This window comes from Mangrovimonas sp. ST2L15, assembly GCF_001280515.1.
Taxonomy (GTDB): domain Bacteria; phylum Bacteroidota; class Bacteroidia; order Flavobacteriales; family Flavobacteriaceae; genus Mangrovimonas; species Mangrovimonas futianensis.
Genome location: NZ_LBIQ01000030.1, coordinates 984,392 through 1,008,853, shown reverse-complemented (window position 1 = coordinate 1,008,853; position 24,462 = coordinate 984,392). Strand labels below are relative to the sequence as shown.

General features: G+C 37.0%; 13 protein-coding genes. 5 read left to right on the top strand and 8 right to left on the bottom strand.

Annotation, left to right across the window (positions count from 1 at the left end):
• From ZA07_RS08325 to ZA07_RS08295, 7 genes are all read right to left on the bottom strand, one after another.
• Positions 1 to 1,422, bottom strand: coding sequence for an alpha-amylase family glycosyl hydrolase (locus ZA07_RS08325; protein WP_053971240.1), 1,422 nt, complete (start codon positions 1,420 to 1,422; stop codon positions 1 to 3).
• Positions 1,423 to 1,428: 6 nt separating this feature from the next.
• Positions 1,429 to 4,914 carry a TIM-barrel domain-containing protein gene (locus ZA07_RS08320; protein WP_053971239.1) on the bottom strand — a complete coding sequence of 1,162 codons (3,486 nt, stop codon included), beginning with the start codon at positions 4,912 to 4,914 and terminating at the stop codon, positions 1,429 to 1,431.
• Entirely contained in the window at positions 4,914 to 6,776 is a 1,863-nt protein-coding gene (locus ZA07_RS08315; RefSeq protein ID WP_053971238.1) for a glycoside hydrolase family 13 protein, read from the bottom strand. The genes ZA07_RS08320 and ZA07_RS08315 overlap by 1 nt, the downstream gene beginning before the upstream one ends.
• 18 nt (positions 6,777 to 6,794) lie before the next feature.
• Positions 6,795 to 9,086 (bottom strand): glycoside hydrolase family 65 protein, encoded by a 2,292-nt coding sequence (locus tag ZA07_RS08310; protein ID WP_053971237.1) that lies wholly within the window; start codon positions 9,084 to 9,086, stop codon positions 6,795 to 6,797.
• Complete coding sequence (gene pgmB / locus ZA07_RS08305) at positions 9,083 to 9,739, bottom strand: beta-phosphoglucomutase (protein WP_053971236.1); 657 nt, start codon at positions 9,737 to 9,739, stop codon at positions 9,083 to 9,085. The genes ZA07_RS08310 and pgmB overlap by 4 nt, the downstream gene beginning before the upstream one ends.
• Positions 9,732 to 11,081: an MFS transporter gene (locus ZA07_RS08300; RefSeq protein ID WP_053971235.1), complete on the bottom strand. Its 1,350-nt coding sequence runs from the start codon at positions 11,079 to 11,081 to the stop codon at positions 9,732 to 9,734. Before ZA07_RS08300 ends, pgmB begins: the two co-directional genes overlap by 8 nt.
• 129 nt (positions 11,082 to 11,210) lie before the next feature.
• On the bottom strand, positions 11,211 to 12,251 hold the full coding sequence (locus ZA07_RS08295; RefSeq protein WP_053971234.1) for a LacI family DNA-binding transcriptional regulator: 1,041 nt from the start codon (positions 12,249 to 12,251) through the stop codon (positions 11,211 to 11,213).
• Positions 12,252 to 12,487: 236 nt separating this feature from the next.
• Between ZA07_RS08295 and ZA07_RS08290 the strand changes: the two genes are divergently transcribed.
• The 5 genes from ZA07_RS08290 to ZA07_RS16015 all read left to right on the top strand — a co-directional run bounded on the left by ZA07_RS08290 (position 12,488) and on the right by ZA07_RS16015 (position 21,874).
• Complete coding sequence (locus ZA07_RS08290; protein ID WP_053971233.1) at positions 12,488 to 15,394, top strand: TonB-dependent receptor; 2,907 nt, start codon at positions 12,488 to 12,490, stop codon at positions 15,392 to 15,394.
• An 11-nt stretch (positions 15,395 to 15,405) separates the two neighbouring features.
• On the top strand, positions 15,406 to 17,295 hold the full coding sequence (locus tag ZA07_RS08285) for a RagB/SusD family nutrient uptake outer membrane protein (protein ID WP_053971232.1): 1,890 nt from the start codon (positions 15,406 to 15,408) through the stop codon (positions 17,293 to 17,295).
• A gap of 10 nt (positions 17,296 to 17,305) precedes the next feature.
• The gene (locus ZA07_RS08280) at positions 17,306 to 18,625 is read left to right on the top strand and encodes a SusE domain-containing protein (RefSeq protein WP_197276715.1); all 1,320 of its coding nucleotides are present in this window, start codon (positions 17,306 to 17,308) and stop codon (positions 18,623 to 18,625) included.
• A 79-nt stretch (positions 18,626 to 18,704) separates the two neighbouring features.
• Entirely contained in the window at positions 18,705 to 21,539 is a 2,835-nt protein-coding gene (locus tag ZA07_RS08275) for an alpha-amylase family glycosyl hydrolase (protein WP_197276714.1), read from the top strand.
• A gap of 155 nt (positions 21,540 to 21,694) precedes the next feature.
• Positions 21,695 to 21,874 (top strand): hypothetical protein, encoded by a 180-nt coding sequence (locus ZA07_RS16015; protein ID WP_157492100.1) that lies wholly within the window; start codon positions 21,695 to 21,697, stop codon positions 21,872 to 21,874.
• A 22-nt stretch (positions 21,875 to 21,896) separates the two neighbouring features.
• Here the strand turns inward: ZA07_RS16015 and ZA07_RS08270 are convergent, their stop codons facing one another.
• The gene (locus ZA07_RS08270) at positions 21,897 to 24,461 is read right to left on the bottom strand and encodes a cellulase family glycosylhydrolase (RefSeq protein WP_197276713.1); all 2,565 of its coding nucleotides are present in this window, start codon (positions 24,459 to 24,461) and stop codon (positions 21,897 to 21,899) included.
• Position 24,462: the final 1 nt, after the last annotated feature.

Below are 24,462 nucleotides of genomic sequence, written 5' to 3'. Positions count from 1 at the left end.
TTAATCAATCAATAATTTGAACTCCCATGGTTTAAAGGTTAGCTCTTGGCCTTCCTCATATTCCTCTTTTTCATTAGTAATGGTATTTAAATACTTTCCTTGTAGGCCATTTTGAAGTGTTTGAGTATCTGCTGAAACATTACCAATAAATGTTATTTTTTGTCCGTTATGGTCTCTAGTTATTTTTAGGATATTAGCATTAGAAAGAGGTTCTCTTTCAAAATTGGCATGTGCATTTAAAGCGGCATTTGAATTTTTAACTTCTCCCAAATCAACTAACAAATCCCACATGGCTCCCTTGGTTTTAGAGATAGAATCTTTTTCAAAAAACTTTAATCGGTGATCCATACCATATTCTTGACCTGAATAAATAAGTGGCATACCTGGAACCACATAACTTAAAGTAGTCATTAAAGGCGCTGCCTCACCCATACGTTCTTTTATTGTCCCATTCCACGAATTTTCATCGTGATTGGTTACAAAATTCATTAAGATATCATCTGCTTCATAATTCTTAAATCGCTCTTCAAAATAAGTATCAAAATCCTCTAAAGACTTCTTGCCTTGTGCCATACCATTCATTAAATGATGAAAATCCCAACCATAACACATATCAAACATTTGATCCCCTTTAAGAAGTTCGGCTTCATGAGCTTCAGCTAACATGAATACTGGTTTTGCGGCTCTAATTTTGGGAATGGCGTCAGCCCAAAAATCTGTAGGAACACTACCTGCCACATCACATCTAAATCCATCGATGTTCTCCTCTTTCACCCAATACAGCATATCTTCAATCATTTCATTTCTCATGTTTTGATTGTCATAATTCAAGTCTGCCGTATCGGTCCAATCGGTTCCTTCTGGATGAATAATTTCACCGTTTTCATTTTGAGTGTAATAATCTGGATGCTCCTTGATCCAAACATGATCCCACCCTGTATGGTTTGGCACCCAATCCAATATGACATAGATTCCATTATCATGGGCTGTTTTCACTAACTCCCTAAAATCTTCAATAGTTCCAAATTCTGGGTTGATTTTCGTATAATCGGTTACTGCATAATAGCTTCCTAAATATTTGCTTTGTTCTTCTTCTGGGAAATCTGATGCAAATTTGCTATCAGGGCCACCCGTAGCCTTTCTTTTGGTTTCAGAAATAGGAAAAACTGGCATCAACCAAACTACCTTGACACCCAGCTCTTTTAGTTGAGGTATGTCTTTGGTGAATTCTGAAAACGTTCCCTCTGATGAGTACTGGCGAATATTAGCCTCATAGATGACTGCCGTTTCCATATCCGATTTTGAAATTGGTTCCAATTGGACCTCAACGGTCTCTTCAGTGATTGGTTCAGGGGATTTGTTTTCATTTTTACAGGAAAAGAAAAACCCTATTAGTATTAGAAGGACAATTAGTTTTTTCATGACGTTTTATTTTAAATTCAATTCTATTTTTTGGTTTGTATGTGTATCCCAATCTATGCGTAAAGTTAAGTTTTGATTTACCTCACTCCATTGAAACTGGGTTTTAGCCCCATTCAATCTCAATTGTTTTGGTTTCTTTTCAATATTGTGGAGTACTAACTCTATTTGTTTCTTGGAGTTTAAAGTTTGGCTTCTATGTTTGGTTTCAAAAGAAAGGACTAATTGTTTATTCTGAAGTTTTGAATTAAACACTAAGAGTTCATATAGCTCCTTTTCAAAAGCATGTAATGTTTTACCATCATCATTATAGATTTCGGCGTGACTATCATCCACAGAATCATCATAATAAAAGTGTACGACCCATTCAGATCCATCATACCCTTTTGTTGATGTCATCGGTTTTGCCATCGTGATAAAACTACCACCTCTAACAAAAGTGGGAATACCATTTTCTTTTAAAGGAACTGTTTCGGTGGTCCCTCCCAAATATTTCTTCCCTGTATAGAAATCAAACCAATTGGACGTTTTAGGAAAATAAACTTCCTGTTCCTTTTTATTTGCTTCTAAAACTGGAGACACTAATATATCATCCCCCCATAAATAGGCTACCGAATAAGCTCGCAGGGTTTCATTTTCTGGTTCTTCAAAAAATAAAGCACGCATAAGTGGTAAACCTTGAGAATGATTTTGATGGACCAAATTATAATTATAAGGCAATAACTGATATCGTAACTCAATGGCTTCCTTAGCCAGTTTTTTTGCCTTATCACTTCTGAAAATTGGTTCGCTTGCCACTTCCTCCTGAGCGTGTGGTCTAAAAACAGGTTGAAAAACACCATATTGCAACCACCTAGCATAAAGCTCATCATCTAGAAATGGATTTGCAAACCCTCCTAAATCCGAATGCATATAGGCCAATCCCTGCATTCCCATTTGCAGTGCAATTTCTGGCTGACTTTGTAATCCGCCCCACGTACGATTTACGTCCCCAGACCACGGCACCATGCCATAACGTTGAGAACCTGAATACCCAGCACGCATGAGAATAAATTGGCGCTGCTTTGGGTTAATTTCATTAAATGCCTTCTGCACCAGACGAGCCCAATCATGTCCATAGGTATTATGAACTTCATCTGCTGTTCCCGTTGCGTGAATAAGACCGGACGGATGTAATTCTGGTTCTCCCAAATCACCCCAAATACCAGTCACCCCCAAACCTAATAATTCCTTGTATATGTTCTTAAACCAGTTAAAACCAGATGATGAATACACATCTATCAAGCCCGTGTTTCCGAAGAAAAAATCATAGGTATAAGGATTCCCCAAAGAATCTTTCGCCAACGCATCAGCCTTAACAGCTTCATTCCATCTATTTGAAGTAGTCAAAACAAAAGGTTCTGTTATTAAAACTGTTTCAACCTTTTGATCCCTAAGTGTTTTTATCATCTGCTTCGGATTAGGAAATGAATCGGTATCAAAAGCCAGATTACCCATGGTTCCAGTCACTTCTTTACCAAACCAATACAGATCTAAAATTATGGCGTCAACTGGTATGTTTTCTTCCCGGAAGGCATCAATAGTTTCCAAAACTTCTTTTTGCGAATGGTACCCAAATCTACTGGAGAAATTTCCCAATGCCCATCTCGGCAACATGGGTTGCCTACCAGTTAAATTTGTGTATTCGGATAAAAGTTCCTTCCAAGAATCGCCTACCACTATTTGGTACGTTTTTCTTCCTGAAATGGTTTCGTATGTAAGCGTATTTCTTTCTTTGCTATCTAAATCCAAAAACCCAATGGGTGCATTATCAAAATGCAATAAATACTGTTTAGATGACAAGACAATGGGCAACGTAAAATTCATTAACTCACTATGTGTCTCGTAACCGTAATGTGCTTTATTGTAGAGTTCCAAACGATGACCGCGACGGTTCATCCCCAGGACTCTTGCTCCACCACCATAAAGCACCTCGTCTTGAGAAATACCAAATTGAATGGTTTCGTAGGTCTTGTTTCTTTGATATCCGTTTCTTTCAGAAATAACTTCCTGACCTTGATACCAATAGGAAATCCTAAAGGGTTCTTTTTGAATTTTGACTTGAAAATCCTGGTTGGAAAAAGCAAACCCATTTGTCCCCTCAACCAATTGTGCCTTACTTGGCAGGGGCCGTAGAACAACAGCATGAGATTGGGGATTGTAAACCTCCCCTTCAGGTATAAAACTGGTTTCAACCACCTTTGAATCATAAAATTCAATGAGATAGGTCCCGTCTGTAACTGTTATATTTAATTTATTTCCTTCCATAGAAGCACCAACAAACTCACGTTGTGGAATTTTCTCTGAGAACAACCAACAGATGGTTTCTTCAAAATTATTTCTCCATAGTTGCTCGTTATGCTTACCTTCTGGCTCAACTTTAGCAAGGATATTTTTAGAAGGGAATCCATGCTCCTTTAATAAGGACACCACTGTTTCCACTCCTTGAACCGTTTCATTTATTTCTTCAAAAGCCACATTCTCACCTTCCTTGCCTCCTGCCAAAAAATACATTTTGGTATTTTGGATGGATACGTGCTTTTTGGTATAGTCCAAAATTTCAGGAGCAAACCAAAAGGCCGGCGAAAAGACTCCCACTTTCCCGAAAGTTTGTGGATATTTAAGAGCTGCATAATGTGAAATTAAACCGCCCATGGAACTACCAATGATGGCCGTATTCGATTTATCTGAAAGTGTTCTAAAGTGATTATCTACATATGGTTTTAAGGTGTTAACTACAAAATCGAGATAAGCATCCCCTTCACCGCCACCATATGCCTTGTTTGTCCAAGGGGAATATTCATCCAATCGCTTACTTCCCCCATTATCAACCCCGATGACAATCAGTTTCAAACCGCGTTCTTCAAAAAGTTGGTTCATCGTTTCATCAATCTCCCATTCCCCAGAATAGGAAGTCAACTTGTCAAACAAATTTTGACCATCGTGCATATAGACTACAGGATAGGACTCTGTGGATTCCTCATAATCTGGGGGCAGATACACCCAAACCCTCCTGTCTCTATCAAGTTGGGGCATATGAAATGCTTCTGATAAAACACTCACATTTTCTAAAGCGGTACTTTCTGGCTTGCTTTCAAAAAGATGTATCCAACCCTCAATGGTAACTTGAAGCGTGTCTGCTTCCTTTGTAAAAAGGTAGGATCTATTATCTAAAGCCTTCCCTTTTCCATTACATTCAACTGTCTCCCATGAGCCAAGGGTAAACTTAAAATTAATAGCTCCCTCTTGTTTTGGGAAAGTGATGTAATAGCCGTTTTCTTTTTGTTGTAATTTAAAAGACTCCTGACCCCCAGACCAACCTTCAAAATCTCCTGAAATATACAGGGAAGCTTCATCTGGAGTATTATCAGGAATTTCATTCACCAAAATTGTTACTTGGGCAAAGTTGGCTAGCCCAGTTAAAAAAGCGATTATGAAAATGGTGATTTTTCTCATTACATTTTGGTGGTAAGCAATACTACCCCTCTCTGATTCAATTGGATAGAATCTGACCATTTAATTGTTTCACCTGTTACTATATTGGTGAGTTCTTTATCAGTTAACCCCATTTCACTATAACGCTTTAAGTCAATAGCCATTGGAGCTTCATTTTTATTGAGGATACAAACTACCGTTTCATCGCCATGCTGCCTGAACAAAAAATAGGTACCATTAAATGGCCCAAAATGAATGGTTTTTCCTTTTTGAATAGCGTCACTAGTTTTTCTATAATTCAACACTTTTTTCAGGAATCCCTGCATTTCTTTTTGACTGGTCGTCATACCTTCACCAGTAAACCCATTTCTAGAATCACCATCCCAACCTCCTGGAAAATCAGTTCGAATTAAACCATGATCATGAGGTTTGGCTGTATTCTGAATTAATACTTCCGTTCCGTAATACACTTGTACAATCCTGGGAATAGTTAACAAATAGGCTAGAGCCATTTTGGTATTGGGAACATCTTCTTTAAGTTGTGTAAAAATGCGATCCATATCATGATTATCGGGAAAAATCATAATATCCTCTGGCTTGGTATAGGCAAAATCATTGGCTAGACCTTCATATAGGATTTTTAAGCCAGTTCCCCAAGATTCCTCCTGATTCAACGCTTTCACCAAAGTTTCCTGCATGGGGAAATCCATTGACGAAGTTAAATGAGATTCATATCCCTGTTTGTTCGGTGTGCCCTGTTGCCAAAACCTTACCAACAATGGATTGACACTCCACTCTTCACCTACAATTTTAAAGTTTGGGTATTCCTTCATAATGGCACCAGCCCAATCACTCATAAAAGCCTTATCGGGATAAGGATATGTGTCTTGTCGAATTCCGTTTAACTGCAAAGTTTCTATCCACCAAATATTGTTTTGCATGATATATTTGGCCATGAATGGATTACGTTGATTTAAATCTGGCATGGAAGAAACAAACCAACCTTCAGACATTCCCTTCTTGTCGCTCTCTGAAGCATACAAATCCTGATTCGTGGTGCGAAAATGGTTTGAATTATTTAGTGGTTCATGGTTTTCAAAAGCTTGTTGTTGGTTTACCCAATCAGAAAACGGCAGATCTTTCATCCACCAATGCTCAGAACCACAGTGGTTGGCAACCATATCCATAATCAATTTAAGTCCGCGCTCACTCATTTCCTGGGATAGTTCTTTGTATTCTTCCAGTGTCCCAAAGCGCGGATCTACCTCATAAAAATCGGTGATTGCATACCCATGATATGAAGATCTTGGCATGTCATTGGTTAACATGGGAGTAGGCCAAATGGCAGTAAATCCCATATCATGTATGTAGTCCAAATGATTAATAATACCTCTTAGATCGCCTCCATGCCTTCCATAGTCATTCCCTCTATCAATAGTCTTCTCTTTTAAATCCTTATTGATATCATTTGTGCTATCTCCGTTTGCAAATCGATCTGGTGTTATTAAATAGATAGCATCAGAATTATTAAAACCGGTAAAATCTGCAGCAGCCTTTTCTCTTGATTTCAGTTCATAAGAAACCTTTTTCGTTTTGTGTTTCTTTGAGGTCAATTCAATTTGAAAAGTTCCAGGCTTGGTTGATTTATCAATTTCAAGATCTATAAAAAGATAATTGGGGCTTTTGGCCTGGTGAACTTTGGTGATAGTTATACCAGGATAATTGATTTTTGGTACATAATCTCCAATATTGGAATCCTTAACCAAAAGTTGAAGTGATGTATCCTGAAATCCAACCCACCAATTGGGAGGCTCTACTCTGTCAATTTGAGCATAGCCTTGAATACCAATAACTAGGAAGAAAACAACAAAAATCTTTTTCATAATCATCTGTCTTAGTTTCTATTTTGGAGATACCATCACTGGTTTCCCAGACACCAAAATCTCGAGATCCTTGTCGCCTTCCAGCTCAAAGTGAGCTCCAGATTGGTCTACTGTTATCTTTAAAATTTGATTTCTAAAATTGATCTTAAATGAATAACCTGTCCATTGTTCTGGAATTTTAGGTTCAAAAGACAAGGTATCATTCTTGACTCTCATTCCTCCAAATCCTTCAACAATACTCATCCATGTACCAGCCATAGAAGTAATATGAAGACCTTCATGAACTTCTTTATTGTAGTCATCCAAATCTAAGCGTGAGGTTCTTAAATAAAACGTATAGGCTTGCTCCATTCTATCTAATTTGGCTGCCTGAATGCTGTGAACACAAGGGGACAAGGAACTTTCATGTACCGTAAAAGGCTCATAAAAATCAAAGTGTCTTTCTAATTCTTCATCACTGAATTGATCTTCAAAGAAGTAAAACCCTTGAAGCGTATCAGCTTGTTTAATATATGGAGACCTTAAAATGCGATCCCATGACCAATGTTGATTAATTGGTCTTTGACTTTTATCCAAATGAGAAACAGTAATAAGCTCTTTATCCAAAAAGCCATCTTGTTGCAAATACACTTGGTGCTCTTCAGAATAGGGGAAATACATGTTATCGGCAACCTTTTTCCAATCAGCCAATTCAGGATCTGATAGCTTTAATTTATCCATAATTCTATCATAATCTGCGGAATATTCACTTTTAACAATGTCAATATTTTCCAAGGCATATTGGATACACCATTGAGCAATATAGTTGGTGTAGAAGTTATTATTTACATTGTTTTCATATTCATTGGGCCCGGTCACCCCTAAAATCACATATTTATTATGATTTCCTGAAAAATTAGCACGTTGGTGCCAAAAACGGGCAATTCCTATCAACACTTCCAATCCTTTTTCTGGAATATAACTGTAGTCTCCCGTAAAACGGTGGTAATTAAAAATAGCAAAAGAAATGGCTCCATTTCTATGGATTTCTTCAAAAGTAATCTCCCATTCATTATGACATTCCTCGCCATTCATAGTCACCATAGGATAAAGAGCCGCTCCATTTTTGAAACCAAGTTTTTCAGCATTCTCAATGGCTTTCTCTAAATGATGGTAGCGATATTCCAACAAACTTCTGGCTACCTGTTGATCTTTGGTCGCCATGTAAAAAGGCAAACAGTAAGCTTCGGTATCCCAATAGGTACTTCCTCCATATTTTTCGCCAGTAAATCCCTTTGGACCTATATTCAAACGAGCATCTTTCCCTAAATAGGTGTGGTTTAATTGTAAAATATTGAAACGGATTCCTTGCTGTGCTTTAACATCCCCTTCAATGGTAATATCTGCCATTTCCCAAATCTTGGCCCATGCTTCCTTTTGAGCTTTTAGCATGCCTTCAAATCCAAGTTCTATGGCCTTTTGCAATGCATTTCCAGCAGCTGTAATTAACTCACTTTTATCATGATATCGGTCTACCGTGTACCCTGCAAACTTCTCAATACTTACAGTTTCATTTTGTTTGGCAGATATATTATAAGTGAAACCTATTCGAGTTTCTGAAATTTCTTTTGTAGGAGTTACATCCAATTTACTACCATCCTTAAAACACATGGATTGCATGAATGTACAGGTATGGAAATGCGTTTTCATGGTATGTGCTTCAATGAAGCCACGTTCGCCATCAGATGCCACATTAGTTGTGTTCCAGAATTGATCATCCCAATTGGAGTCTTCATTGTGAATACCTGAATCCAAATAAGGCTCAAAAGTCACCTCTGCATCGGAATTCAAAGGGGTCACAGAAAATCTAATAGCTCCCACCTCATCCAAATCCAAACTTAAAAAGCGTAAGGCTTCTACTTTTACCTCCAAATCATTAGGTAAAATCGCCTCAAAACTTCGGGATAACCAACCCTCTTTCATGTTTAGTTCCCTTCTAAAGTTGGATACATTTTTACATGTATTTAAATCCAAGGCTTCACCATTCACAAAAACATTGATTCCAATAAAATTGGGAGCATTCAACACCTTAGCAAAGTATTCTGGATAACCATTTTTCCACCAACCTACTCGGGTTTTATCAGGATAGTACACCCCAGCAATATAGCTCCCTTGAAAGGTTGGTCCGGTATATTGTTCTTCAAAATTAGCTCGTTGACCCATGGCACCGTTTCCAATGCTAAATAAACTTTCAGAGGACTTCACTCTTGCCGGCTCAAATCCTTCCTCAATAATCGACCAACTATCTGGCTTTATATAATCTTGATTCATTTTTCAATTAATTCTTTAATGAAATCTGTTGAGATTTCGGTAAAATCTTTAAACACATAATCTGCTTCATGGAGAATATTCTTATCTCCAATTCCTATAGAAATCATCCCTGCATTGTTGGCTGCCTTGATACCTGCAACTGAGTCTTCAAACACAATACAATCATGCTGGTCTAACCCTAGCTTTTGTGCTCCTATCAAGAATACCTCTGGATTGGGTTTGGCTTTAGATACATCATTCCCATCTACAATAGTTTCAAATACAGAAAATAGCTTAACCTTATTTAAAATAGTCCTTGCATTTTTACTGGCAGAACCCAAAGCAATTCCTTGATTCTCCTCTTGAAGAAAACTCAGTATTTTAGGAACATCTGGCAAAATTTCTTCTTCTGTCATTTTGTTGATATAGCCTAGATATTCCTCGTTCTTAATAGCCATCAATTCCATGAATTCTTCTTCAGAAACACTCTTGTTCCCCCAATTCAAAATCTTTTCCAAGGATTTGACTCTACTAACACCTTTCAGCTGTTCATTTTGGATTTCGGTAAAATCAACACCCATATTATTAGCCAAATTCTTCCATGCCAAAAAGTGGTATTTGGCCGTATCTACTATGACTCCATCTAAGTCAAATATGAATCCTTTTTTATGCATTTTTTGTTTCTATTATTTCGTCCACATCTTTCACTCTTCTCACTAAAAGTGCTGCTATTAAAAAGCTAACACCACTTGTAACAAGAGCTAACATGGCATTTTCGTTGTAAAAATATTTCACAATTGGCCCTCCTATGAAGGCATTGATAATTTGGGGAATCACAATAAAGAAGTTAAAGATCCCCATATAAACTCCCATTTTTCGAGCAGGTATAGATCCCGCGAGAATCGCATATGGCATTGCCAAAATGCTTGCCCAGGAAATACCTATAGCAACCATAGATAAAATTAACCAGTATTGATTAGGAGCAAAATACATGGAAATTAATCCCAGCCCTCCAATAACCAACGAAATAACATGCGTTAATTTTCTACCTATTCTAGCAGCGATTACTGGCAAAAAGAAGGCAAAAATGGCAGATATTAAGTTATAAACACCAAATAATACGCCTACCCAATCCCCAGCATTCTGATAGGTTTCACTATGTGTATCTGACACTGGTAATCCATAAATGTGATGAGCTATAGCAGGTGTTGAGAACACCCACATTCCAAAAAGTCCAAACCAAGAAAAGAATTGCACCCAAGCCAATTGCCTCATGGTTTGTGGCATTTTTGCGAAATCTGAAAAAATATCCATTAAACTGGATTTTTCATCCTCAGGAATGTCATCAGGGTCTGCCATCTGTTCCATTTCCTCTGGGGTATACTCTTTGGTTTTGACTACGGTTACTAAAACACTTACAACCAAAACAACAGCACCAATAATGAATGACAACAACAAATTAAAAGGAACACTTCCATCTGTTCCAGAATTGGAAACTCCAAAAAAGTTTGTCAAAACATAAGGCAACCAAGACCCTACAACAGCACCCAAACCTATAAGTACGGTCTGAATACTAAAGCCTAAAGTCCTTTGATCAGTTCTAAGGTTATCTGCCACCAACGCCCGAAATGGTTCCATAGCGACATTAAAGGAGGCATCCATGATCATCAGCATCCCTGCACCTACCCAAATGGCGGGCATAAATGCAGTGAACATATCAGCATTTGGCATTAAGACCAGTCCTATGGAAGCCAAAAGAGCTCCAGTAAGGAAATAAGGACGTCTTCTTCCCAATTTGGTCCATGTTTTATCACTGTAATGACCAATTATTGGCTGAACAATCAAACCAGTAAGTGGTGCTACAATCCAAAACCAAGACAGATGATGAACATCTGCTCCAAAAATTTGTAAAATTCTGCTGGCATTAGCATTTTGTAGGGCAAATCCCATTTGTATCCCCAAGAAACCGAAACTCATGTTCCAGATTTCCCAGAAACTTAAGGAACGCTTTTTCATTATAGTATGTTTTGATTAATACTATTTTGACAAGCGAAAACTTATCAAAACTTATGGTGAGAAGTGAAAATATAAGTTTTGAATAGGGCTCAAAGATACAAAAGTTTTGTTATGCTTTTGTAAAAATGTCTATTTTGTTGATTCCCTTAAGATAAGCTCTGTCTCTAATACAACGGTTTCATAGCGATCATCTTCTTTTTCAAGTTCTAATCTATCGATCAATAACTCTGCTGATTTAGCTCCCATCTCTTCAGCATGTTGTTTGATTGTAGATAAACTAGGAGTTGCATGTTTGGAAAGCACTCCATCTGTAAACCCGATAACCTGAAGCTCCTCTGGAATGGATTTCCCCATTTTCTTGGCCACTTTCATAGCTGTCAATGCATAGAGTTCGTTTACAGCAAAGACACCATCTATTTCAGGATTGTTGATGAAAAGTTGCTCTACCTCAGCCTCCAAATCTTCCAAATGGTCTTCAGAATCCAATTCTTCAACCACCTTTAATATAAGTTCAGATTTTGGTTGAATACCTCTATCTTCCAAAGATTCCAGATATCCTTGCGTTCTCAACTTCCCAACGCTCACATAATCCATTGTAGTAATCAAACCAACATTCTTACAACCGTTTTCCAACAGCTTACTCACAGCCTTCTTTGATCCTTTAAAATCATCTACAATAACCTTATCACATTTGACATCATTAACAACTCTATCAAACATCACGATGGGCATTCCTTGATTAATGGTTTCATGAAAATGATGAAAATCTTGTTTCAACTGAGTCTCTTTGGAAATCGATAGTATAAAACCATCTATGCTCCCATTGGCCAGCATTTCCATATTTATCACCTCCTTATCGAAAGATTCATTTGAAAGCCCTACAATTACGTTGTACCCCCTTTGATTGGCAACCACCTCAATCCCACGTATGACCATAGAAAAGAAATGATGAACTATTTCAGGAATGATTATACCAATAGTCTTAGTTTTCTTATTCTTGAGACTTAACGCAATATTATTGGGTTTGTAGTTATATAATTTAGCAAAAGCCTGCACTTTTTCACGGGTATCCTCACCAATTTCCTTACTGTTTCTCAAGGCTTTAGAAACAGTAGAAATGGACACATCCAATTCCTTCGCAATTTGCTTTAAAGTGACTTTTCTCTTCATCCATTTGTTTTTGAAACCATAAAAATACTAATGTTTTTTTGTAGATATGGCAAATTCTTGTCAATGACAATAAAAATCCTTAATTTTTAGAAAGTTTTCAACACGAAAACGTTTGAGTGATATTTATCATAATTATGAGCCACTTAAATAAATAATTTTACAATAGTTTAGTATCGAGAAGTGAAAATATAAACTAATTTAACAAGTACAAAATCAGACTAATTCAAAATTATTTTATGAAAACAATTTTTAATGGCTTACTGTTTTCGTTACTGCTTTTACCTAGTTTTCTTATAGGTCAAACAACAGTTTCGGGAGTAGTAACTGAGGAATCGTCATTGCCTCTACCGGGAGTTAACGTCCTTGTTCAAGGAACCACTCGAGGTACCGCCACAGATTTTGATGGAAATTATCAAATTGATGTCAATGAAGGTGAAACCATCGTTTTCTCTTATGTGGGTTATGTGACTCAAGAAATTATTTATTCAGGACAACAAACTCTAAATGTCCTACTTAAAGAAGATGCAGCCCAGTTAGACGAGGTTGTAATTGTTGGTTATGGAACCGTTAAAAAAGAAGATTTGACGGGTACCACAGACTTGGTAACCTCCAAGGATTTCAACAAAGGCCCGATTGTATCGGCACAATCACTTATTACTGGTAAAGTTGCTGGGGTAAGTGTAACTTCCAATAGTGGAGCGCCAGGTGAAGGACAATCTATTAGAATTAGAGGTGTGGGATCATTATCCTTAACAAGTGAACCTATGTATGTAGTTGATGGAGTGCCTATTTCTGGTGGAGTAGGTGGTGCTAGAAACCCATTAAACTTTTTGAACCCAAATGATATTGAGAGCTTCGTAGTTCTTAAAGATGCGTCTTCAACTGCTATCTATGGGTCAAGAGGAGCTAATGGGGTTATTTTGATTACAACAAAAAAAGGTAAAGACACCGGATTCAAATTCAACGCTAGCACTCAAACTACCATGTATAATGTAATAAATACAGTGGATGTTTTAGAGGCAGATCAATTTAGAGATTTAATCAATACTTATGGTACTGATGATCAAATTGGATTGTTAGGAAATTCTAATACCGATTGGCAAGATCAAATTTACACCTTTGCGGTGGGGTCTGATCATAACTTCAGTGCTTTAGGAAATGCTTTTGGTATACCAATGAGAGCTTCTGTAGGTTATTCTGACCATGATGGTATCTTAAAAGGAGATAACTTAAGCAGAGCAACAGGATCAGTATCCTTTACACCTTCTTTGCTTGATGATCATTTAAAATTAGAATTAAATGCTAGAGGTGTTTATACAGAAAATGCCTTTGCTGATAGAGGTGCCATCGGTTCTGCTATACTGTTTGATCCTACTCAATCTATTTATGATGCCAATTCACCTTATGCAGGATATTTTGCATGGTTGAATAATGAAGGAACTCAAAATAGTTTAGCCCCTACTAACCCATTAGCCCTTCTTAACCTAAGAAGTGATACGGCAGAAGTAAGACGTTTTGTTGGGAATGCGAAAGTAGACTATAAACTTCATTTCTTTCCTGATTTAACCGCTACTGTAAATGTTGGTTTAGATAAATCTAATAGTAATGGCCGAATTATCGTTTCTGAGTTTATGCCAAACGCCAGTTCAAACTGGGATGGATCTTATAACAAATATTCAAATATTACTACCAGTAAACTCTTTGATTCCTATTTAACCTATGCGAAATCAATTCAAGATAAACACAATTTAAATGTTGTGGCTGGGTATTCTTACCAATCTTTTGAGTATGACAATATTAGTTATGATAGTGAGGCAGACCAATTAGGAAATAGAGCTACATTCATAGATAAAAGTATGGATGTCCTTTTATCTTACTTCGGTAGATTAAACTATGATTACAAAGGCAAGTATTTATTAACTGCTTCTTTGAGAGCTGATGCATCTTCAAAACTTAACCCTGATGATCGTTGGGGATATTTCCCATCGGCTGCTTTAGCATGGAAAATTAGCGACGAAAACTTCATGAAAAACTCTACCTTCAATTTGTTAAAATTGAGAGTAGGATATGGAGAAATTGCTAACGTAGGTGATTTGGCACCATACCAATTTTTAACTAGATATCAAGGAACCAATGATTCTGCACAGTATCAATTTGGGAATTCTTTCTATCAAACATACAGACCTGAACCTTACAACCCAGATCTTCGTTGGGAGGTTGGAAAATCATTTAACCTTGGTTTAGACTACAGTCTGTGGGATGGTAGAGTTTCTGGTTTGGTTAATGCCTATATGAGAGAAACTCAAGACATGATTGCTACGGCTCTTATTGATCCTTTTACCAATTTCAGTAACCGTATTGATAAAAATATAGGTGATATGGAAAATAAAGGGATTGAATTCAACTTGGATGTAGATGCAGTAAGAAATGACAACCTAACAGTTTCCCTAAACTACAACATCGCTTTCAACGATAACCAAATCACCAATTTACCTGTAGATCAGCCACACGGTGGTATTTCTACTGGGGTAGGTAATAATGTTCAGGTACATCGTGAAGGTGAGGAAGCTTCAAGCTTTTTGGTTTATCAACAGGTATATGATGCTAGTGGAAAACCAATTGAAGGTGTTTTCGTTGATAGAAATGGAGATGGAATCATCAATGATGAAGATAGATATATTAAAGAAAGTCCATATGCCGATATCTTAATGGGTCTTAATGCTAATGTTAATTACAAAAAATGGGACTTTTCAGTTCAAACGAGAGCCAGTATAGGTAATTATATGTATAATGATGTGGCAGCTAGTAAAGGAATTAGATCAGGAGCAACTATCAATGCTGGTTTATTAAATAATATCCATGCAGATTATTACAATTCTGGTTTTACCACTTTTGTTGATAGAACGGCTTTAAGTGATCATTTTATCCAAGAGGCTTCCTTCTTTAAGATTGACAACATCACATTAGGATACACTCTTGATAAAGCCTTAAAGGATACCACAATTAGGCTGTATGGTTCAGTGCAAAATTTATTAATTGCTACTGAGTATGATGGATTAGATCCAGAAATCGCTGGAGGAATTGACAATAATTTCTATCCAAGACCAAGATCATTTGTTTTTGGAGTAAATGTTGACTTTTAAAAAATTGTAAAATGAAAAATTATTTAAAATTATTTGTAAGCGTATTAACCTTATCTCTTGGGCTAGTGTCGTGTCATGATGACTTAGACCAGTCTCCAATTGACCCAGACGCCTTCACAGAAGAGGATGTATACGCTAATGCCCAAGAAGCTAAAAGCGCCTTGGCTAAATTATATGCTGGTTATGCTTTAACCGGGCAATCTGGTCCTGCAGGTGATCCAGATTTAGATCCAAACGATATTGACGAAGGATTTTCACAATATACCAGAATGCTATTCAATTTAAACGAACTTACCACAGACCATGCGGTAGTTGGATGGGGTGACCCGGGACTACCTGATTTACACGGTATGTATTGGTCTGGAAGTAATGACTTCTCTGAAGCTATGTACTTTAGATTAGCACAAGAAGTTTCTTTCTGTAATTCATTTATTGAAAATGCTTCATTATTACAGGATGAGGTAGTAACCGATTATATTGCCGAAGCAAGATTTTTGAGAGCGTTTGCTTATTATAATTTGATTGATTTCTATGCAAATGTTCCATTACAAACTACGGTAACAACTAATCTACCTACCCAAAGTAATAGACAAGACTTATTCAACTTTGTGGAATCTGAATTATTGGATATCCAAAATTTACTTCCAGATTCTAATGAATATGGTCGTGTTGACAAAATTGCAGCATGGGCTTTATTATCAAAGTTGTATTTAAATTCTGAAGTTTGGACTAATACCCCAAGATATTCTGATTGTGTTACGTTTTCTAATAATGTGATTAACTCTTCATATAGCTTGAATACCACTGATGCTAATAACAATGGCACAGCATATGATGAATTATTCTTAGCAGACAACAATTCTAATGGAGCTCAAAACGAATTCATTTTCGTTACCAATTTTGACGGAATTAACTCCCAAACTTATGGAGGGACCACTTTCTTGGTTCATGCCTCAATAGGTGGCTCTATGATTGCCAGTGAATATGGCGTGAATGGTGGATGGGCAGGTTTAAGAACTACTAAAAACTTGGTTAACAAATTTGCCGTTGACATCAATGACCTGAATAATTCTTTAGGTTCATTGTCTGACTGGGGATTAGTTGGTGATGCAACAACCAACGGATGGGATGGACCCGACATGGAAATGTACCAAACAGGAACAAACACATTTGCTTTGTATGCCGATTTATCTGCTGGGGAACTTAAGTTTAGATTTAATGAAGATTGGGGAAATAATTATGGAGATAATGACAATAATGGATCATTAGAAGCTGGTGGGGCTAACATCCCTGTTCCTTCTGCTGGGACCTATTTTGTAACCTTAGACCTAAATAATTTCACATACACATTGGATTTATTCACTAGTGACAAAAGAGGTATGTTCTATACTAATGGTCAAAATTTAGAGATAGAAGACATAGGTACTTTTACTGATGGTTATGCCGTGACTAAATTCAAGAACATTGATTCAAACGGAAACCAAGGAAACGATCCTAATGGGGAATTCGCTTCAACAGATTTACCTCTTATCAGAACCGCAGAAATATATTTGAATTATGCCGAAGCTACTTTAAGAGGTGGTGCTGGAGATATGAACTTGGCACTTAACCTAGTTAATCAAATTAGAGAAAGAGCTTATGGAAATGCGTCAGGAAATATTTCTAGTGGAGATTTAACTCTAGATTTTATTTTAGATGAGCGTTCAAGAGAATTATACTGGGAAGGGCAAAGAAGAACAGATTTAGTACGTTATAACTACTTTACAACAGGTGCTTACACTTGGCCTTTTAAAGGAAATGACCCTGAAGGAACTTCTGTAGGTGACTTCCGTAATATTTTCCCAATTCCAACTAGTATTTTAACGGTTAATTCTAACCTATCACAAAATAATGGTTACTAAAAAAATGATTATGAAAACAATTATAAATAAAGCTATTTTATTTTTGAGCATCCTCTTGGTAGCATCGTCATGTGACGATGTAGAGCATGTGATGCTCAATGAAAATGCCAATACGACTGTAAGCCTGTCTACCAGCTCAGTAGTATTGACTGAAGAAACAGCTCCAGATGATGCGGTGACTGTATCATGGACCTCGCCGGAATTTGGATTTGCTGCAGCTCCTACATATCGCGTATTAATTGATCATGTTGGTGGTGATTTTACCGATGCTCAAGCAGTAAGTGCTGGAGTAGAAATGGAAAAAACCTTTACAGTTCAAGAATTGAACAGTAAACTCCTTTCATTAGAACTTGAACCTCTAGTAGAAGATGCTGTAGACATTCGTGTCGAAACTAGGTTAAGTAGTTCTCAAATATTCGTATCAAATCCTGTTACGTTAACTGTAACTCCTTACTCCTCAGTTTTAGATTTATCTACTACTTGGGGCGTGGTAGGAAGTGCAACTCCAGGAGGATGGGGAACTCCAGACATACCAGATTTACCTTTCTATACAACAAGTGAATCAGGTGTATTAGTTGCTTATGTAACTTTAAGAGATGGTGAAATCAAGTTTAGGGAAAATAATGACTGGACCTTAAATTATGGCGATACTGGATTAGATGGTACGTTAGATGATGGAGGAGATAACATTCCTGTTACTGCTGGTTCTTACAGAATCTTAATGAATTTAAACACCCTAACTTACACCATGGAAACTTATTCCTGGGGAATTGTGGGTAGTGCCGCACCTAATGGATGGGATGGACCAGATGCACAGTTTACATATAATCCATACCAAAACAATTGGAAAGCAGTTGTTACCCTAATAGAAGGAGAGATTAAATTCAGAAGAAGCAATGACTGGGGCTTGAATTATGGAGATTCTGGATTAGACGGAACTTTAGATGAAGGTGGAGATAACATTCCTGTTACAGCTGGTCATTATTTGGTAACCTTAGACCTTAATAACTTGACCTATACCCTAGAGGAAACAGATGTTTGGGGATTGGTTGGAAGTGCAACACCCAATGGTTGGGACGGACCAGATCAAAAGTTTTTACCAGACTTTGGAATTAATGAAGGTTTCTTCTACATCCATGGTGCCGAATTAATAGCTGGCGAAATTAAAGTTAGACAAAACGATAATTGGGCCGTAAATTATGGTGATGATGGAGCAGATGGAACTCTGGAATTGAATGGAGCAAATATCGCGGTAGAAGCTGGAACATATAACATTACAGTTAATTTCAGTGTTGATCCTCCTACAATTACTCTAAATCCATACCAATAACATATTTTTTAAAATGAAAAAGGCCTACAATAAAATACTTATCTATTGTAGGCCTTTTTGTTCAAAAATCAGATTTGCTATGAAAAAAAATACCCTTTTTATATTACTCTTTTTCCTAACCTTTATAAGTTTTGGTCAACTTACCACTGATCCAAGCCCTATAATTGTAGACCAAGAGGTAACCATAACCATAGACGCCAATAGTAACGATACTAATTGTAATGGTTTCAACAACCCGACTAAAGTATATTTGCATGCCGGAATTGGTGATGACAACAACCCTTGGGGATTCAATGTGATTGGTAATTGGGGGCAAGATGATGGTGTTGGAGAAATGAGCAGTAACGGGGATGGAACCTGGAGCATCACATTGACACCAGAAATTTATTTTGGCTTAACTGAAACCCAAGCTTCACAGGCTACAAAAATGGGAATGGTTTTCAGAAATGAAGATGGAAGTCAAGAATTGAAAGCTACAGACTGTGGAGATTTCTTTTTGAATGTTGGAGCATTTCAAGTAACCATGATTAATCCTCCAAACAGTGCAAATGGTTTATTAGCTGTGGAAAACGGTGGAAGCACTCAAATCTTAGCTACTAATTCCAATGGTAATGCCAACTACGAGTTATTTGCAAATGGCGTAAGCGTACATACCCAAAACGACACTTCTTTTTACAATGGTTATCTATTTACCAATTTACAGGAAAACCAAGAATGTGAACTTGTGGTCACTCAAGGATCAAATAGTATTTCGAAATTTTTCACCATTTATGTAGATAACACTGTAACTGAAGCATTGCCTGAAAACTTAAGCAACGGTATAAATTATAACGAAGAAGATGCGACCTCTGCTATTTTAGTATTAGAGGCTCCAAACAAAGATTTTGTTTATGTCGTAGGTAGTTTTAACAATTGGGAGGTTAGTAATCCTTATGCCATGAAAAAGGACGATTCTTCTTCTAAATTTTGGATTGAATTAACAGGACTAACGCCGGGAGAAAATTATACATATCAATATTTGGTAGGAGATTATACTGATGTTCCAACCAATTCTTCTCCAGTTGTCACCATTGCAGATCCTTATTCAACCACCATTTTAGATCCGAATAATGACATTTATATTCCAAGTGAGATCTACCCAAACTTACCCAGTTACCCATCTGGAGCTGAAGGTATTGTGAGCCTTCTAAACTCACAAGAACCCGACTATTCATGGCAGGTTACCAACTTCAGCAAACCAGATCAAGAAAATTTAATCATTTATGAATTATTAATTAGAGACTTTACAGACGCTGCTTCCTATTCAGGCGCTATTTCGCAATTAGATTATTTAGAAAACCTAGGGGTTAATGCAGTAGAATTAATGCCTATTAATGAGTTTGAAGGAAATATAAGCTGGGGCTACAATCCTTCCTTTTATATGGCTTTAGACAAAGCCTATGGCACAAAAAACAGTTTCAAGGAATTTGTTGATGAATGCCACGAAAGAGGTATTGCTGTCATCGTAGATGTGGTTTTCAACCATTCTTATGGACAATCACCTTTGGTTCAAATGTATTGGGATAATGCCAACGGAATTCCAGCAACCGACAACCCTTATTACAATCAATACCATAACCTTGTGGACAACACAAGTGCGCATTGGGGTTATGATTTCGATCACGAGTCTGACTTTACGGTTAACTTTTTCAATGATGTTCTTAGTTTTTGGATGAACGAATACCAAGTAGACGGTTTCAGATTCGACTTTACAAAAGGTTTTTCTAACACCCTATACTATGGAGCAGACAATTGGGCAAGTGCCTATGATGCAAGTAGAATTGCTAATCTAAAAGCTTACGCAGATCATGTTTGGGCGAATGATCCTGAGAATGAAGCCTATGTTATTTTCGAGCATCTTTCTGACAATTCTGAAGAAACCGAATTAGCAAACTATGGAATAATGCTATGGGGAAATATGAATTATAGCTTTAATGAGAACACCATGGGTTGGAGTGGAAACACCGATATTTCTTGGGCATCTTATGAAAATCGAGGTTGGGACAATCCAAATCTAGTAGTTTACATGGAAAGTCATGATGAGGAGCGCTTGATGTATAAAAACTTGGAATATGGAAATTCCAATGGAAGCTATGATGTCACTGATTTAAACACTGCCTTAAATAGACAAGAAGCTGCAACCGCTATATTTTATAGTATACCAGGACCAAAAATGGTTTGGCAATTTGGTGAAATGGGATATGATTATTCCATTAACTATTGCCCAGGCAACGGAACCGTTGACAATTCATGTAGATTAGAACCCAAACCAGATATTTGGACTTTAGGATATAATACGGAAAGTAACCGATTAGACCTTTATAATGTGACTGCACAAATGATCAATCTAAAGAAAGAATTCCCTACTACATTTAACACTGATAATTACGTTTTGGATGTCTCAGGATTGGTTAAAAGAATAAATCTATATGACTCAGAAGGCTCCCTAGACGTGGTAGTAGTTGCTAATTTTGATGTGACCACACAAACTGTGAATCCTAATTTCCCTAGTACAGGAGTTTGGTATGAATTTTTCACCGGAAACAATTTAAGCGTTTCAAATCCAACGGCATCTTTAACCTTAGAAGCAGGTGAATATAGATTGTATACTCAAACAGAAAATCTAAGCACAGATGAATTCTTCACGCAACAGGTTCAATTATTCCCGAATCCTACTAGTGAGAGTTTTCAATTGTCTATAGATATTAATGAAATTCAAATCTATGACCTTCAAGGAAAAATAGTATTGACTCAAAATGGCGCTCTAACAAAGGGGCAACAATTCGATATTTCAAGCTTATCGAAAGGAATGTACATTGTTAAAGTTTCAAACAACTCAGGACAGCTTTTCACCACTAAACTTATAAAGAACTGATTTATTTGAAAACTCCTTCTTTAAGCACCAAGGCTTCCAGAGAATTCTGGAAGCCTTTTTTAATGTTTTGACAACTAACCGAATATTAAAAATATTTATCGATTTTAATTCTGAAATGCCCAAATTTATCATACCTTTTTACTAAATATCAAGTTATGTCAACCAAGTCCCTCACTCAGACAGCTATCCACACCCTTTGCTTGCTTGCCCTATGCATATTCCCTTTTCATGAGCTACAATCACAAACCTGGGAAGAATATGATGACGATTATAGTTATGTAGCACGTCATGATTTTGTTTTTAGAAGCTATGGATACACAAGGTGCTATTGCTAAAGGAAAACTTGTAAAGAATTAGCTATTTTAAAAAGACTCCGATAACTGAAATACCTTGAGGCTTCTGCAACTCGCTTTCTTCCATTCCTGGACCAATAGAAAATTGAACACTTTCAACTGAATGGATATTAAAACTAGTTTGATTTTGATGTTCAAAATAATAGGGTAAAAAGCTGGGATAAGGACGCGGTAAAGTCACAGTTTTTACTGGTTTCAAACTGGCCAATGGCAACTCGTAATCCTTTACCTCTGGTTCCAAATCTATAAGCCCTCCAAACGCCGAACCATCTTTCATCACTAATGCAATCTGTAATTTTCCCGTCTTTCCATCTAGCGATTGCCCTCTAAAAACCAAGGTTTTCTTACAGTCTAAATTGGCTTTTCTTTCTTCAAGCGATTTTATTACTACCTGTTTAAAAGAGTAATCATAGATGGGCGCAGCATTCCTATTTTCTTCATCTGGCACAAAAATATGTTCCAAACGAATTTGGTAGGCACTTTCATTGAAATTCTCGGTTGGAACTAACTGTAAGCCTTTACGCCAAGGGATAACAAGTTCTTCAGAATCCCGATTTGCATCAAACAAATGAACCGGAAATGATGAAGAAACTATTTTGGTTTTATAGGATTTGCTTTGATAAAAATCCCAAGCGGTTGGCTGTTTCTTACTTTCGGCAGGATAAGTCATGGTTTCCGTTCCTGAATCAACCATTAAGTAATAATTTAAATAACCATGTGCCAATTGACCTTTTGGAATAACGACTTCGTACTGATAAGGCACCACCTCATTAAAATCCAAATTCAATCGCCCTTTAGGAGTAAATCCTATCAATTTGATCTGTTTAGGTTTCTTAGGAGCTATATACTGAACCTTTAAATTTAAATCACCAGAATCAGAAACCTCTTCCAAAGGGTCATGTTTCAAATAAGCCCTCTCGACGTTTGACTGTGGTGCATAAAAATGATTGATTGGATAAGATTTAAAATCCGTTGAATGCTCCCATGATTCTTCGACTCCTTTCTTACTTACAATATAAGTTCCAGGTTGTATACTGAAAGACTGCTCTACAGCACTTGCAGAATATGAATTTCCATCATTAATAGCCTCAATCGAAAACTCAGAGCCCAAATCAGGTAAAAACAAGGACATGGCTCTTGTCTCCCATTGAATAACGCCCACAGTTTTATCTAAACTATTTCTTCCAAAAGGATTTGCTACCCAAACAGCATCAGGCTGCACTTCTAATCGCCAAACTCCATCATCTAATTTATCTAAAAAATAGGCCCCCAATCCCTCATATTTTACTACTTCTGAATTTCCAAAACCTGCAATTTCTTTAAGCTTTTTCAGCTTCTTAGGTTGAGAGCTTGTTGAATTGGTATAAAAGAATTTTTCGTTTGTATTATATTCCGCGAGATCCATTTCATAACTCACCATAAAATCGCTAAAGGTCTTATTCCCTGGATACATTCCGAAATTGGCATACATTGGGACCTCGTGAAACACTTCAGAACAAATCTTTAGCGCCAAAGCCTTTTGAGGCGTATAATTAAGGTTCATGTAATGCGTATTATATTCGGTATTGGCATAGGCCAAAAATGTGGGGTCATAGGAAAAATGAGTCGCTATTTGTATACCTGCTTCCCTAAAACTTCGTGCCATCGCTGGGTAAATGTATGATCGTCCCACGTCAGCCGCATCAAACTCATAAACTAATTTAGCTCCGTGACGCTTCTTGATAACAGAATCAAATGGCATGTTATATTCATTGACATTGGGTAATAGATTTCCACCTAATTCCTTGCCATAACCTAAACCAGTAGGATACCATTGAAAAGTTCCTCCTTGAGCACCTCCTTCAAAATAGCCATCCATAAAATGTACGGCGTGACTCATATTATAAAATATGGGCTTCTTAGTACCCGTATTCCGTATAGCTTTAACCATCTTTGAGACAAAAGCAGTGACCTCTTGTTCACTACCCCTGTGGTGAGGTTCGTTACTAACTTCAAAAGCTATTAAGTTGGGTTCGTCTTTATAAGCTACACCTGTATAAGGATTCACATGGTTCAAAAATTGAAAGAGATAGGTTTCCTGAGCTTTAATGGCTTCCGGATTTGTTAAGCAATCACCTTTCCCATATTTATTTGAAAACCCTGGCGTATTAGAATCTGGTTCTGGCCAACCATCACCCCAAAAAGCAATGGGTGTAATCACGTAGTTCATTCCGTGATCTTTTAAAGTCTTCAATAAAAAATCAAAAGTTTCTAGGTATTCATTTTCTATCAAATTCCCCATTTCATCACTAATTTGGGTATCCCAAACATGAACGCGATACAAATCAAAACCCAATCTTTTAAAATGGTACACATCATTTAAAATTGCCTCTTTGGGATTCACACCCATTTTTTTTGCCGACCTATAAGCATGGGCAAAAGGCACCGTATAATTCACCCCAAAGCCGTGAACCTCTTCCTTAGTTATTTCCCATCTCATAACACCGTTTTGATCAATAAACACATCATTGTTTTGACCGAAAGTTAAGTGCACAAATAAAAAAGCGAAAAGGAATTTAAACAAACGCATA

What these genes read in the sequence shown, in the direction of transcription:
- ZA07_RS08325 (WP_053971240.1), bottom strand. Translation starts at nt 1,422, where the DNA reads ATGAAAAAACTAATTGTCCTTCTAATACTAATAGGGTTTTTCTTTTCC.
- ZA07_RS08320 (WP_053971239.1), bottom strand. Translation starts at nt 4,914, where the DNA reads ATGAGAAAAATCACCATTTTCATAATCGCTTTTTTAACTGGGCTAGCC.
- ZA07_RS08315 (WP_053971238.1), bottom strand. Translation starts at nt 6,776, where the DNA reads ATGAAAAAGATTTTTGTTGTTTTCTTCCTAGTTATTGGTATTCAAGGC.
- ZA07_RS08310 (WP_053971237.1), bottom strand. Translation starts at nt 9,086, where the DNA reads ATGAATCAAGATTATATAAAGCCAGATAGTTGGTCGATTATTGAGGAA.
- pgmB (WP_053971236.1), bottom strand. Translation starts at nt 9,739, where the DNA reads ATGCATAAAAAAGGATTCATATTTGACTTAGATGGAGTCATAGTAGAT.
- ZA07_RS08300 (WP_053971235.1), bottom strand. Translation starts at nt 11,081, where the DNA reads ATGAAAAAGCGTTCCTTAAGTTTCTGGGAAATCTGGAACATGAGTTTC.
- ZA07_RS08295 (WP_053971234.1), bottom strand. Translation starts at nt 12,251, where the DNA reads ATGAAGAGAAAAGTCACTTTAAAGCAAATTGCGAAGGAATTGGATGTG.
- ZA07_RS08290 (WP_053971233.1), top strand. Translation starts at nt 12,488, where the DNA reads ATGAAAACAATTTTTAATGGCTTACTGTTTTCGTTACTGCTTTTACCT.
- ZA07_RS08285 (WP_053971232.1), top strand. Translation starts at nt 15,406, where the DNA reads ATGAAAAATTATTTAAAATTATTTGTAAGCGTATTAACCTTATCTCTT.
- ZA07_RS08280 (WP_197276715.1), top strand. Translation starts at nt 17,306, where the DNA reads ATGAAAACAATTATAAATAAAGCTATTTTATTTTTGAGCATCCTCTTG.
- ZA07_RS08275 (WP_197276714.1), top strand. Translation starts at nt 18,705, where the DNA reads ATGAAAAAAAATACCCTTTTTATATTACTCTTTTTCCTAACCTTTATA.
- ZA07_RS16015 (WP_157492100.1), top strand. Translation starts at nt 21,695, where the DNA reads ATGTCAACCAAGTCCCTCACTCAGACAGCTATCCACACCCTTTGCTTG.
- ZA07_RS08270 (WP_197276713.1), bottom strand. Translation starts at nt 24,461, where the DNA reads ATGCGTTTGTTTAAATTCCTTTTCGCTTTTTTATTTGTGCACTTAACT.